The sequence below is a fragment of the Microbispora sp. NBC_01389 genome (genome assembly GCF_045040095.1).
GTDB lineage: Bacteria > Actinomycetota > Actinomycetes > Streptosporangiales > Streptosporangiaceae > Microbispora.
Window position 1 is genome coordinate 7063002 of the sequence record NZ_CP109552.1, and the last position, 13478, is coordinate 7076479.

Consider the following 13478-nt stretch of genomic DNA (forward strand, 5'->3'; position numbering starts at 1 on the left):
ACCCCTCAGTGCCCGGAACCCCTCAGTTCTGTGACTTGCCCCCGGTCAGCCGGGAGATCGCCAGGGCGGTCAGGATGATCCCCCCGTTGAGCGCGTCGATCCACTGGGCGGGCACGCCCGCCAGCGTCAGGACGTTCTGGATCATGTAGAGCAGCAGGATGCCGGTGAACGCGCCGAACACCGTTCCCTTGCCTCCGTTGAGGCTGACCCCTCCGATGACGGCGGCCGCGAACACCGTGAAGATCGCTCCGTTCCCCTGGGAGGCGGCGACGGAGGCGAGCCGGCCCGACAGCAGGAGCCCGCCGAGCGCGGCCAGCGCGCCGGCGGAGATCAGCGTGATCCACAGCACCCGGTCCGTACGGATGCCCGCCGCCTTGGCGGCGTCCACGTTGCCGCCGATGGCGTACAACGCGCGCCCGAACCGGGTGAACCCCAGCAGCACGATCCCGGCCGCGAACAGCAGCAGGCAGATCCAGATCGACGCGGGCACGCCGAACCACATCGCCGAGCCGAGGTAGGCCATGGGCGCCGGGAGGTTGAAGAAGGTCTGCCCGCCGGAGATGCCCGTCAGAAGGCCGCGCAGCACGATGAGCATGCCCAGCGTGACGATGAAGCCGTTGAGCCCGAATCGGACGATGAACAGCGAGTTCACCATTCCGACGAGCACGCCGACCAGGAGGGTGATCGGGATCGCCCACGCCCCGGGCACCAGCCCGAGCCCGTGTCCCGCCCCCGCCGCGACCGTCAGCCAGGCGGCCACCCCGGGAGCCAGCCCGAAGGTCGACTCCAGCGACAGGTCCATCCGGCCGGCGACCAGCACGAGCGTCTGCGCCAGGACGAGCAGCGAGATCTCCGACATCGTCTGCAGGATGTTGATCAGGTTGTCGGCCTGCAGGAAGATCGGGCTCACGATCTGGCCGACGATCGCGATCACGATGATCGCGGGGACCAGGGCGAAGTCCCGCAGCCGGGCCAGCGGGATCGGAGAGCGGCGCCTTCCCGTCTCCGCGCTCTCCGGCGGCGCGGAGCCCTGGGGGTGCCCCGTCCCGGGGTGGGCGGCGGTGGTCTCAGGCATCGAGGTCGACTCCTTCCATGGCGGCCACCATCTCGTGGTCGTGCCAGCCGGCGGCAAGATCCGCGACGACCCGGCCGTGGAACAGCACGAGCACCCGGTTGCACAGCCGCAGATCGTCAAGTTCATCGGAGGCGATCACGACACCGGTGCCGTTTCCGGCGATCTCCTCGACCTTTTCGAGCAGGAACTCCTTCGACCGGACGTCGACCCCGGCGGTCGGGGTGATCAGCACGAGCAGGCGGGGGTCGTTCGCCAGGGCGCGGGCCATCACCACCTTCTGCTGGTTGCCGCCGGACAGCCCGGAGACCGGCAGGTCCGGGCCGGGAGTCTTGATCGCCAGATTGCCGATCATCTCGCGGGCCAGCGCGTCCCTGCGGCGCCCGCTGACGAACCCCGCCGACCCGAGCCGCTCGGGCACGGTCATCGTGGTGTTGTCGGCGATCGACATCAGCGGGACGAGCCCCTGGTGGTGCCGGTCCCTGGGGACGAACCCCACGCCCGCCGCGAGCGAGTCCGGCACGCTCCCCGGACGCGGGCGCTCGCCGGCCACCTCCATGATCCCGGCCTGCGGGGCCCGCAGGCCGACGATCGTCTCGGCGAGCTCGGTCTTCCCGCTGCCGCCGAGGCCGGCCAGGCCCACGATCTCTCCCTCGCGGACCCGCAGGTCGACGTCCCGGTAGACGTCGCCGTCGGTCAGTCCCCGGACGTCGAGGACCACCGGGGTGCCGTCCGGGACGGGCGGGCGGACGGCGTGCTCCCGCAGGCCGGCCGCCTCCCCGGTCATCGCCGCGACGAGCTCGCCCTGCGGCAGGTCGGTCACCGGCGCGGTCAGGATGTGCCGGGCGTCCCGGAACACCGTGACCGTGTCGCAGATCTCGTAGATCTCCTGCAGGTGATGGCTGATGAACAGGAAGGTCACTCCCTGGTCCCGCATCGCCCGCATCCGGTCGAAGAGCCGGGAGATCGCCGCGCCGTCGAGCTGCGCGGTCGGCTCGTCCAGGATGATGAACCGCGCGCCGAACGACAACGCCCGGGCGATCTCCACGAACTGCCGCTGCTCCACGCCGAGCTCCCCGGCCGGCCGGCGGACGTCGACGTCCACCGACCAGGCCTCCAGGAGCTCGGCGGCCTTCCGCCACACGCCCTTCCAGCCGACCAGTCCGAACCGGTTGCGGTCGTGCCGGTTCAGGTACAGGTTCTCCGCCACGGTCAGCTCAGGGATGATCGTGGACTTCTGGTAGACGCAGGCGACCCGTTCCCGCCACGCGTCGCGGTCGGACAACCGCGGCGCGGGGGTCCCGGCGAAGCGGACCTCGCCCTCGTCGGGCGCCTGCAGGCCGGTGAGGATGGAGACCAGCGTCGACTTGCCGGCGCCGTTCCGTCCGACGAGCGCGTGGGTCTCCCCCTGCCTGATCGTGATGTGGGCGCGGTCCAGCGCCGTCGTCTCGCCGTATCTCTTGGTGATGCTTTCCGCCTCGGCGACGGGCGGGCCGGTGCGGACCGGCACGCCGTCACGGGCGGGCGAAGGGCTCGCGGGCCCTGCCGCGAAATCGCCCATTGTCATGCCTCTCAGCTCAGGTTGTTGCCCCACAGCGACTTGTCGTCGTGCTTGACGCTGGAGATGTCACCGTACGTACCGCCGTCCGCCGTGACCAGAGGCGCGGAGAGCTGGTCTTCCAGCAGGCCGGGCCGCACCTCGATGATGGTGCTGTCGTGGTCGGTCTGGCCCGGCTGGAAGGTCTTGCCCTCGGCCGCGGCCTGCGCGTACGACAGCGCCCACTTGGCGTAGAGGTCCGCGGGCTGCGAGACGGTGGCGTCGATGTTCCCGGCGGCGATGTCCTTGAGCTCCTGGGGAATGCCGTCGTTGGAGACGATGAAGACGTGCTTGGGGTCGTCCGGCGCCACCAGGAGGTCACGCTGCTTCAGCACCTGCAGCGTGCCGGCGAGAGCGAAGCTCGACTGCATGTAGACGCCCTTGATGTCCGGGTTCGCGGTGAGCCTCGTGGAGAGCTTCTGCGCGGCCACGGCGCCGTCCCACTTCGTGGCCTCGCCGAAGACCGTGATGCCGGGGTAGTTCTGCTTCATGCAGTCGTCGAACGCCTCGGTGCGGTCCCGGCCGTTGATGGAGGCCAGGTCGCCCTCCAGCATGACCACCTTGCCCTTGCCCTGAAGCTTCTCGCCCAGGAACTTGCAGGCCTTCTCCCCGTACGCGCGGTTGTCGGCGCGCACGACCATGAACGCGTTCCCCGTGTCGGGGCGCGTGTCCACCAGCACGGCGGGGATCTTCTTGCCCTCCAGCTGCTGCAGCGTGGGGGCCACCGCGGCGGTGTCCTGCGGCGCCATGACCACGGCCTTGACGCCCTGGCCGATCTGCGTCTGCACGTTCGCGGCCAGCTTGGCGACGTCGTTCTGGGAGTTGGTGGTCTTGAGGTCGACGCCCAGTTCGTCGGCGAACTTGGGCACGTACTGGATGTAGGAGTTCCAGAAGTCGGTGTCCGACCGCGGGTAGTCGACGCCGACCACCGGCTTCGCCGCCGTGTCCGTCCCGCCGGAGGCCGCGGTCCCCTCGCCGCCGGAACCGCCGCTCCCCCCGCACGCGGCGGCGAGGCAGCCCGAAGCGGCCAGAATCAGCACGGCCCCGAAGCGTCTGCTTCTCATAGTCTCTCCTTCTGCATCGCCACGACGGGCCTGCCGTGGCCGATCGCGCCCGCAGATGCGATCGAGCCCGCGCCGGGACGCGCGAGCCTCCGGCGAGGCTGCCCTCGGACGTGCTCATTATTGACAGAACATGGGATGTCTTTCTATGGCCAAAACCAGGTCAGTGTCCAGACCTCCGGGCGTCGCAATCACCGAAACCCCCGAAATTCCTGGATAAAGTGCCGCTCCACTTGGGAGTGCAACCGGTTCCGTGGCTCGGCGGCGCGAGGAGGCCTGACCGAATACATCGCATGTTTCCCGCCACAGCAGGAGACGGCGGAGTGACCTTCCGTGAGCTCCGGGCACTGCCGGCCCTTTCCGGCCGCCCCATATCCGGCGCTCCAGGGCCTGCACACCACGGGTCCGTGTGGCTGTTCACTGCCCCCGCGTACGAGGATTCGGGTATGTCGTTGACCGAGCAGGCGATCGAACGCATCCGGCAGCTCATCAAGGACGGCACCCTGCCCCCGGGCGCGCGGCTGCCGCCGGAGCAGGACCTCGCCGCCGAGCTCGGGCTGTCCCGCAACCTGCTCCGGGAGGCCGTCCGCTCCCTCGTCACCACCCGCGTGCTGGAGGTGCGCAGGGGCGACGGCACCTTCGTCACGAGCCTCAAGCCGGAACTGCTGCTGGAGGGCGTCGGTCTCGCGGTGGAGATGATGCGGGGCGACGACCTCCTGGAGATCACCGAGGTGCGGCGGCTGTTCGAACCGGTGGCGACGGCCCTGGCCGCCACCCGGATCACCGCCGCCCAGCTCGCGGAGGTCGGACGTCACCTCGACGCGATGATCGCCGCCCAGGATGACGTGGAGCTGCTCAACCACCACGACGACGCCTTCCACCGCGCCGTGTTCGCGGCCACGGGCAACCAGTCGCTGTGCGCGCTGCTCGCCGGCATCGCCGGCCGGACGCTCCGCGCCCGTGTGTGGCGCGGGCTGGTGGTGGAGAACGCGGCCGGCCGGACGATCGCCGAGCACGCCGCCATCTACCGGGCGCTCGCGGACGGCGACGCGCCCCTCGCCCAGGCGGCCGCGCTGCTGCACGTGAACACCACGGAGACCTGGCTCAAGGAGAACCTCGGCCCTTCGGCGCCCGGCCCCGCGGACGAACCGCCGAGGTGACCACACCGGCGGCGAGGCCGGGTTGTGAAACTTACAGACATCCCATGCCTTTGGGAGAGCTCCCGTCATCCGGGGTGCGCCACCGTGGGTGCCGATCCCAGAGCGGGCCCGGCCCCGGCCGCCAGAGGGTTCGGCATGGGCGAACGTCGCCAGAGGTGCGCGGTTCGACGCCGTTCCGGCATCGCGCCGGGAGGCGGCACAGGGGGCGGCGGCGGACGTCCGGCTCGGTTGGGTCTGGACAGACTCCTTGCCCCGCCTTACAAAGACATCCCATGTCTTAGCAGTAACCCTCGTACGCGGCACCACAGAACCCCTCTCCGAAAGGCACGCGTATGTCTTCGCCCTCGTTCCGGATGAGCCGCCGTCAGTTGCTCGCGTCGGCCGCGGCCGCCACCGCCGCAGGTGTGCTGAAAGCCGGCCCCGCATGGGCCACCGCCGGCCCGCAGAGCTACAGCGCGAGCTGGTCCTCGGTCGACCAGCACCCGCCGGCCGCCGAATGGTTCCAGGACGCCAAGTTCGGCATCTACTTCCACTGGGGCGTCTTCAGCGTCCCCGCGTACGCCAACGAGTGGTATCCGCGCAACATGTACAACAGTGGGTCGAACGAGAACAACCACCACAAGAGCGTCTTCGGCGACCCATCGGCCTGGCCCTACCACAACTTCATCAACGGTGCCCGGGACAAGGCCGGCAACTTCGTGCAGTTCGCGCCGAAGCTCAAGTCGGCCGGCGGCAACTTCGACCCCGACGAGTGGGCGCAGCTGTTCGCCGACGCCGGGGCGAAGTTCGCCGGGCCGGTGGCCGAGCACCACGACGGCTACTCCATGTGGAACAGCCGGGTGAACGAGTGGAACTCGGTCGCCACCGGGCCCAGGCTCGACCTGCTGCGGCTGCACGCCGACGCCATCCGGGCCAAGGGCCTCAAGCTTCTGGTGGCCATGCACCACGCCTACAACTTCACCGGCTTCTACCAGTGGGTTCCGTCGCAGTCCAGCACCAGCCTCAAGAAGCTGTACGGCCAGCTCGACAAGACCACCGAATACCAGCTCTGGTACGACAAGCTCAAGGAGGTCATCGACGGCTACCAGCCCGACGTCATCTGGGAGGACTTCAACCTCACCCAGATCCCCGAGTCGTACCGGCTGAACTTCCTGTCGTACTACTACAACCAGGCGGTCGCCTGGAACAAGGACGTCGTCGCCACGTACAAGGACGGATACAACACGAAGGGCGAGGTGGTCGACTACGAGCGCGGCGGCCCGGCGGGCATCCAGACCCCCTACTGGCTGACCGACGACAGCATCTCCAGCTCCAGCTGGTGCTACACGAACGGCATCGGCTACTACTCCCTCAACGCCATGCTGCACTCGCTGATCGACCGGGTCAGCAAGAACGGCAACATGCTCCTCAACATCGCCCCGATGGCCGACGGCACCATCCCCTCCGGGCAGCGGACGATCCTGCTCGGCATCGGCGACTACCTCAAGCGCTTCGGCGAGTCCGTCTACGCCACCCGGGCCTGGTCGGTCTTCGGCGAGGGGCCCACGCAGATGGGCGGCGGCTCCTTCACCACCCCTCGGGCGGGCACCGCGCAGGACATCCGGTTCACCCGCAGCAAGGACAACACGGTCCTGTACGCCACCGTGCTGGGCTGGCCGGGCGCCACGCTGAACATCGCGACGCTGGGCTCGAACCGGATCAACCTGAACAATCTGGCCTCGGTGCAACTGCTCGGCTCCTCGGCGGGCCAGTACACCAACCTGCCCAACCGCACCCAGGACGGCTCGGGCCTGCACATCTCGATGCTGTCGTCCAACGCCCCGTTCACCGCCCCCGCGTACGTGGTCAAGCTGACCTTCAACGGCCAGATCCCCTCCCCGGGCTCCGGCGGCACCCCGACCGGCTACGTGCGGATCGCCAACGCCGCCACCGGCCTGGTGCTGGACAGCGGCGGCAACGTGGCGTCGGGCTCGAACCTCAAGCAGTGGAACTGGGACGGCAGCAACAACCTGCAGTGGCAGCTGGTCGACCTGGGCGGCGGTTGGTACCGGATCGTCAACCGCACCAACGGCATGGTGGCCGACAGCTGGGGAGACACCACCAACGGCGCCAACGCCAGGCAGGCGGCCTGGAACGGCGGCAACAACCAGCAGTGGCGCCTGAACGACGTCGGCAACGGCCGCCACCAGATCGTCAACCGCGGCACCGGGACGTCCCTCGACGGCATGGGCTACACGAGCGCCGGCTCCGCCGTCGGCATGTGGACGCCGAACAGCAGCGCCAACAACCAGTGGACCGTCACCGGGGTCTGACCCGCCGGGCGGTCCGCCCTCACGGGGGCGGGCCGCCGTCCGCCGGGCACGCACGGGCTCACCGGGCGAGGCTCTGGCCGAGAAGGGCGCACGCGGAGACCGCCGCCACGGCGAGGACGGCCGCGCGCACCCTTCCGCCGTCGAGATAGCGGCGCAGCGGTCCCGACGCGGCGTGGCCGAGCAGGACGAACGGCACCAGAGCCGCCCCCGCGACCAGCGCGCGGGCCGGCAGCCTGCCGAGAAGGCCGAGGATGCCGAGCGACTGCGCGGCGCTCAGGCAGAAGAACGTCGCCAGCGTCGCCCGGATCTCCGGGCCGCGGGCGCTCTGGTAGACGAGGGCGATCGGCGGCCCGCCGATCCCGGTGGCCGTACCGGTGACGCCCGACACGAACCCGGCCGCGGTCAGCGTCGCGCCGTTGCGGGGCACCGCGACGGCCCGGGCCGTCAGCACCACCGCGGCCAGCACCATGACGCCGACCAGCACGCCCAGCGTCGCCGTGCCGACGTAGACGATCACCAGCGCCCCGACGGCGCTTCCCGGCAGCCTGCCGAGGAGGGCGAAGCCCGCGCCCCGCCACTCGGTCCTCCGCCACTCCCGGGCCAGCGTGAACAGTGGCATCGTCAGGTTGACGACCTGCACCGCGCCGGGCATCACCGCCGGGTCGAGCAGGGTGATCACCGGAGCCGCCACCAGGCCGAGCCCGAACCCCACCCCGCCCTGGACGACCGCCCCCGCGAAGACGGCCACGCCCGCGACCAGCAGCAGCGCCACCTCGTGATCCATGGCGGGACCCTAGCGGGGGCTCCCCACGCCGCGGCAACCGGTTATCCAGCCCGGGAACTCAGACAATCACCGTCAGTAATCGAAAAGTGTTGCGAGAGTAGTCAACGGGTCCCTAGACTTCCGCTGACAGCGCCATAGCGTTTTCTTTGAACTCCTCCCCGGCCTGAAGGCCGGAGATTCTCCCGTCGTGTCGCGGTCAGGCGGCGCGCGGGGGTTGACGCTTCGCGGACCGGGCAGCCCCGAGGTCTCCACGTCCTGACACCGCGGTTCCTGCGGCGTTGCGTATGTTGATCGCGGCGTTGGTGTCGGCATGCCCGGCCCACCCGCACGCGGGATTGGCACAGGCGTACCTGATCTTGTCCCGGGCCGCCGGGTCACGGTGCCCACACCGGTGACAGGTCTGCGACGTGCCCGGTGCGGGCACCTTCACCACCAGCCCGCCGCGATCACGGGTCTTGTACTCCAGCAGGGTGACCGTGCGGCCCCACGCCTGCCCGGTGATGGCGCGGTTCAGCCCCGCCTTCTGCCGCACGTTCCGGCCGGGGCGCTCGATCGTGCCGGTCGCGGAGCGGACCATGTTCGTGATCGTCAGGTCTTCCACCACGACCACGCCGAAGGTGCGCGCGAGTTCGGTGGTGGTCTGGTGCTGCCAGTTCACGGCTCGGCGCTTGGCTGTCGCGCGGAGCCGGGCGATCCGGTCATAGGTGCGGGCCAGCCGTTTGGACGCGGGCCGGCCGGGAACGCGAGTGCGGCGCCGGCGGGCCGAGGTCTTCTCCAGCCGGCGCAGGCGTTCCTTCTCGCCGTCGCGCAACCAGGGCCCGTGCTCGCGCATCGTGCCGTCCGACAACGCCAGGGCGACGGTGATCCCCCGGTCGATCCCGACCCGCTCGCCCCGGTGGGCGGCCGGGGCCGCCCCGACCACTGCTTCGGTGCGGAACACGATCTGCCACCCGAAGGCGTCCTTGACCAGGCGCGCGCCGGTGATCCGCCCGGCCGGGCCGCCCCTGGTGACGCCGGGCAGATCCCTCGTCCACCGGAACCGCACCCGCCCGACCTTCGGCAGACTGACCGCACCCCACCGCCGATTCAGCCGCGTGATGTTCAGGTCGCGGGCCTGCGGCACATCCACCGCCGGCCGGGTCCGCGACCGGCTCTTGAACGTGGGCCGCCCGGCGGGATGGGCGGGGTCGAAGAAGTTCGCCCACGCCTGCCGGTAGGTTTTCAGCACCGCTTGGGCCGCCTGGGCGGGCAACCGCCCCATCCAGTCGATCTCCCGGCGGGCCGCCCGGATCGCCGCGTCGCACTCCTTCACCGTCGCCAACCGGCCCTGCCGGAAGGTGCAGAACTCGTGCAGCAGGTTCCACAGCGCGCGGGCCGTATGCGCCTGACCGTCCAGCACCGCCACCTGGGCCGTGCTCAGGTCGAGTCGCGCCACATGCGCACGCGCCTGCCTGGCCACCTCCACACCCGGATCGTACCCCCGGGTTTACGCCACCGTGACGGAATCCACACCGTGAGTCACCACTCGATCTACGGCGCGGACGCCAACCGCACCGAAGGGGCGTCTCGGAGCGGATCCCAGCGAGATATACAGCGCTCCCGGCCGCTGGTACCCCGTGGAGCGGGCACTTCTGGGTGCGGCTGCCACCTCGCCACAAGCGTGGGCAACACACCGCTCACGGTTCCTCAAGCACTCCATCGACCCAGCGGAAACGACCCATGTGAGCGGACAGTGTGAGCACCTCTCCCGCCAGGGCGTGACCCATGAGCCGACCTGTTCACGGGCGGAGGGCCAGGGCACGCTCGCGCCCTGGCGGGCACTCCCGCGTGGGCCTTCACCCCCGGCGTGAACGCCGGAGCACTGGCCCACAGGTCGGTAGACCCTTTTGTAGACAGCATCGTAGCCTCGCAGTATGAGCAGCGAGCAACGCCACACGACGATCCGGGTCAGTGTCGAGATCAGAGACCTGATAGCGCGACTCTCGGAGCAGGAAGGCAAGAGCATGACCGCATTGGTCGAGGACGCCGTGAGGGAACACCGGAAGAAGCTCCGCTGGCAGCGTGTCGCGGCGCAGATAGAGCGGACGCGAAGGGAAGACCCCGAAAGCTGGGCGGAGTACGTCGCGGAGCGCGACCTGTGGCTCGGCCCTCCGTCGAATCGCATCGCCCCGGAGTGGGAAGGTCTGCTCGATCCACCGGAGGAACTCCCCGACGGACCCAAGGAGAGGAATGAAGGCTAGGCAAGGCGAAATCTGGTGGGCTGGCCTCGGCGAGCCGATCGGCCGCGAGCAAGGGTACAACCGGCCTGCCGTCGTCGTCAGCAACGACATCTTCAACAGGCTTGTACGAGACCCCGTGCTCGCCGTGCCGCTGACGACGCGCTTCCGCGACTGGGATACGCACATCGAGATGACGCCCGAGGAGACGGGGCTGCCGAAGACGAGCTGGGCGATGGTCGAACAGCTACGTGCGCTCTCACCCGAACGATTCGGCACAAGAATCGGAGTCGTCCCGCCCGACGTGATGGCGGAGATCACCGACTGGGTCGCCGACATGCTGTAGGGCGACGGCGTCGTCCTGGGCGGGACTGAATCCTGCCCAGGACGACGTCAGGTCCGACGCGGACGCGGGTCAGCTCTTGGCGAGCAGGGAGCGCAGGACGTACTGCATGATGCCGCCGTGGCGGTAGTAGTCGGCCTCTCCCGGCGTGTCGATCCGGACCACCGCCTGGAACTCGACGTCCCCGGCCCGAACGGTCACGGTGGCGGGGGTCCCACCGGCGTTGAGCTCCTCGACACCGGTGATGTCGAAGGTCTCCTCGCCGGTCAGGCCGAGCGACTGCGCCGTCTCGCCCTCGGGGAACTGCAGCGGCAGCACGCCCATGCCGATCAGGTTCGACCGGTGGATGCGCTCGTACGACTCGGCGATGACGGCGCGGACGCCGAGCAGCGCGGTGCCCTTGGCCGCCCAGTCGCGCGACGAGCCCGAGCCGTACTCCTTGCCGGCCAGGACGACCAGCGGGATGCCGGCGGCCTGGTAGTTCTGCGAGGCGTCGTAGATGAACGCCTGCTCCCCGCCCTTGGTGAAGTCGCGGGTGAAGCCGCCCTCCACGCCGTCCAGCAGCAGGTTGCGCAGCCGGATGTTGGCGAAGGTGCCGCGGATCATCACCTCGTGGTTGCCGCGGCGGGAGCCGTAGGAGTTGAAGTCCCTGACTTCGACGCCGTGCTCGCGCAGGTAACGACCGGCCGGGGTGTCGGCCTTGATCGATCCGGCGGGCGAGATGTGGTCGGTCGTGACCGAGTCGCCCAGCTTGGCGAGGACCCGGGCGCCCCTGATGTCGGTAACCGGCTCGGGCTTGGCGGGCATGCCGTCGAAGTACGGCGCCTTGCGGACGTACGTCGAGTCAGCGTCCCACTCGAAGGTGTCACCGGTCGGGATCGGCAGCGACCGCCAGTGCTCGTCGCCCTTGAACACGTCGGCGTAGTCGCGCAGGAACATGTCCTGGCCGATCGACTCCGACACCACGGCCGCGACCTCCTCGGGCGCGGGCCAGATGTCCTTGAGGAAGACCGGCTGCCCGTCGGCGCCGACGCCGAGCGGCTCGTTGTTCAGGTCGACGTCCATGGTCCCGGCCAGCGCGTACGCCACGACCAGCGGCGGCGAGGCCAGATAGTTCATCTTGACGTCGGGGTTGATGCGCCCCTCGAAGTTGCGGTTGCCCGACAGCACGGCGGTGACCGCGAGGTCGTTCTCCTGGATCGCCTCGGAGATCTCCGGGTCCAGCGGGCCGGAGTTGCCGATGCAGGTGGTGCAGCCGTAGCCGACCAGGTTGAAGCCCAGCTTGTCGAGGTACGGCTGGAGGCCGGACCGCTCGAAGTAGCCGGTGACGACCTGGCTGCCCGGGGCGAGGGAGGTCTTCACCCACGGCTTGCGCGCCAGGCCCTTGTCCACGGCGTTCCTGGCGAGCAGGGCCGCGCCGAGCATGACGTACGGGTTGGACGTGTTGGTGCAGGAGGTGATCGCGGCGATGGTGACCACGCCGTGGTCGATCTCGAACGAGGCGCCGTCCGCCGGCGTGACCGTCGTCGGGCGGTGCGGCCGCTCGCCGTTCCGCCGCACCGCGTGCGGCACGTCCCCGGCCCCCGAATGGGAGATCGCCGGGGAGTCGGAGGCGGGGAACGACTCGGCCGACGCCTCGTCGGCGGGGCCCTCGATGCTCTCGTCGGTGACGTAGGTGCGCACCGCCGCGCGCCAGGCCGACTTGGCGTCCGCCAGCGGGATGCGGTCCTGCGGGCGCTTCGGCCCGGCGATCGACGGGACGACGGTCGACAGGTCGAGCTCGATGTACTCACTGAAGGCAGGCTCCGGGGCCGAGGGGTCGAGCCACAGGCCCTGCTCCCTGGCGTACGCCTCGACCAGCGCGACCTGCTCCGGCGAGCGGCCGGTCAGCGTGAGGTAGTCGATCGTCTGGCCGTCGATCGGGAAGATGGCGCAGGTGGAGCCGAACTCCGGGCTCATGTTGCCGATCGTGGCGCGGTTGGCCAGCGGCACGCTGCTGACGCCCTCGCCGTAGAACTCGACGAACTTGCCGACGACACCGTGCTTACGCAGCATCTCGGTGATCGTGAGCACGAGGTCGGTCGCGGTGGCGCCGGCGGGCAGTTTGCCGGTCAGCTTGAACCCGACCACCCGGGGGATCAGCATGGAGATCGGCTGGCCGAGCATCGCGGCCTCGGCCTCGATGCCGCCGACGCCCCAGCCGAGGACGCCGATGCCGTTCTCCATCGTGGTGTGCGAGTCGGTGCCCACGCAGGTGTCGGGGTACGCCCGGCCGTCGCGGATCATGACGACCCGGGCCAGGTGCTCGATGTTGACCTGGTGGACGATCCCGGTGCCCGGCGGGACGACCTTGAACTCGTCGAAGGCCGTCTGGCCCCAGCGCAGGAACTGGTAGCGCTCGCGGTTGCGCTCGTACTCCCGGTCGACGTTGCGCTGGAAGGAGTCGGGGTGACCGAAGTAGTCCACGATGACCGAGTGGTCGATGACCATCTCGGCGGGCGCCAGCGGGTTGATCTTCGCGGGGTCCCCGCCCAGGTCGCGGACGGCCTCACGCATGGTGGCGAGGTCCACCACGCACGGGACGCCGGTGAAGTCCTGCATGATCACGCGGGCGGGGGTGAACTGGATCTCCACGCTCGGCGTGGCGTTCGGGTCCCAGCCGGCGAGTGCGCGGATGTGGCCGGCGGTGATGTTCGCGCCGTCCTCGGTGCGCAGCAGGTTCTCCAGCAGAATCTTCAGGCTGTACGGGAGGCGCGCCGACCCCTCGACGGCGTCCAGCCGGTAGATCTCGTACGACGCGTCGCCGACGCGCAGCGTGTCACGGCTGCCGAAGCTGTTCGCGGACACGAAGGTCGCCTCCCCAGGTTCCGGGCTTGTTCACAAGTTCGCTATGCATCCTCCCGCACCGAAGGAACACTCCTGACAATCAGGTC

10 protein-coding genes are annotated in these 13478 nt (G+C 69.8%); 4 read left to right on the top strand and 6 right to left on the bottom strand.

The genetic code is table 11. The features are described from left to right. Nucleotides 1-22: 22 nt before the first annotated feature. Genes OG344_RS31140 through OG344_RS31150 form a run of 3 tightly spaced genes read right to left on the bottom strand, consistent with a single transcriptional unit; the run spans nt 23 to nt 3733 of the window. Nucleotides 23-1075: an ABC transporter permease gene (locus OG344_RS31140; protein ID WP_405086147.1), complete on the bottom strand. Its 1053-nt coding sequence runs from the start codon at nt 1073-1075 to the stop codon at nt 23-25. Further along, nucleotides 1068-2639, bottom strand: a complete 1572-nt coding sequence (locus OG344_RS31145) for a sugar ABC transporter ATP-binding protein (protein WP_327046781.1) — start codon at nt 2637-2639, stop codon at nt 1068-1070. The genes OG344_RS31140 and OG344_RS31145 overlap by 8 nt, the downstream gene beginning before the upstream one ends. A gap of 5 nt (nt 2640-2644) precedes the next feature. Beyond that, on the bottom strand, nt 2645-3733 hold the full coding sequence (locus OG344_RS31150) for a sugar ABC transporter substrate-binding protein (protein WP_405086148.1): 1089 nt from the start codon (nt 3731-3733) through the stop codon (nt 2645-2647). A 443-nt stretch (nt 3734-4176) separates the two neighbouring features. Between OG344_RS31150 and OG344_RS31155 the strand changes: the two genes are divergently transcribed. Both OG344_RS31155 and OG344_RS31160 read left to right on the top strand, forming a co-directional pair. Beyond that, nucleotides 4177-4890, top strand: a complete 714-nt coding sequence (locus OG344_RS31155) for a FadR/GntR family transcriptional regulator (protein ID WP_405086149.1) — start codon at nt 4177-4179, stop codon at nt 4888-4890. 353 nt (nt 4891-5243) lie between these two features. Further along, entirely contained in the window at nt 5244-7202 is a 1959-nt protein-coding gene (locus OG344_RS31160; protein ID WP_405086150.1) for an alpha-L-fucosidase, read from the top strand. Between the two features lie 58 nt (nt 7203-7260). Here the strand turns inward: OG344_RS31160 and OG344_RS31165 are convergent, their stop codons facing one another. Continuing rightward, nucleotides 7261-7986: a TSUP family transporter gene (locus tag OG344_RS31165; protein WP_405086151.1), complete on the bottom strand. Its 726-nt coding sequence runs from the start codon at nt 7984-7986 to the stop codon at nt 7261-7263. A gap of 196 nt (nt 7987-8182) precedes the next feature. Beyond that, nucleotides 8183-9451, bottom strand: a complete 1269-nt coding sequence (locus tag OG344_RS31170) for an RNA-guided endonuclease InsQ/TnpB family protein (RefSeq protein ID WP_405086152.1) — start codon at nt 9449-9451, stop codon at nt 8183-8185. A 448-nt stretch (nt 9452-9899) separates the two neighbouring features. On the opposite strand from OG344_RS31170, the gene OG344_RS31175 reads away from it, so the two are divergent. Further along, nucleotides 9900-10226 carry a ribbon-helix-helix protein, CopG family gene (locus tag OG344_RS31175; RefSeq protein ID WP_405086153.1) on the top strand — a complete coding sequence of 109 codons (327 nt, stop codon included), beginning with the start codon at nt 9900-9902 and terminating at the stop codon, nt 10224-10226. Beyond that, complete coding sequence (locus OG344_RS31180) at nt 10216-10548, top strand: type II toxin-antitoxin system PemK/MazF family toxin (RefSeq protein ID WP_405086154.1); 333 nt, start codon at nt 10216-10218, stop codon at nt 10546-10548. Before OG344_RS31175 ends, OG344_RS31180 begins: the two co-directional genes overlap by 11 nt. 69 nt (nt 10549-10617) lie before the next feature. Here OG344_RS31180 and acnA read toward each other — a convergent pair whose 3' ends face one another. Further along, nucleotides 10618-13392 (bottom strand): aconitate hydratase AcnA, encoded by a 2775-nt coding sequence (gene acnA / locus OG344_RS31185; protein ID WP_405086155.1) that lies wholly within the window; start codon nt 13390-13392, stop codon nt 10618-10620. Nucleotides 13393-13478: the final 86 nt, after the last annotated feature.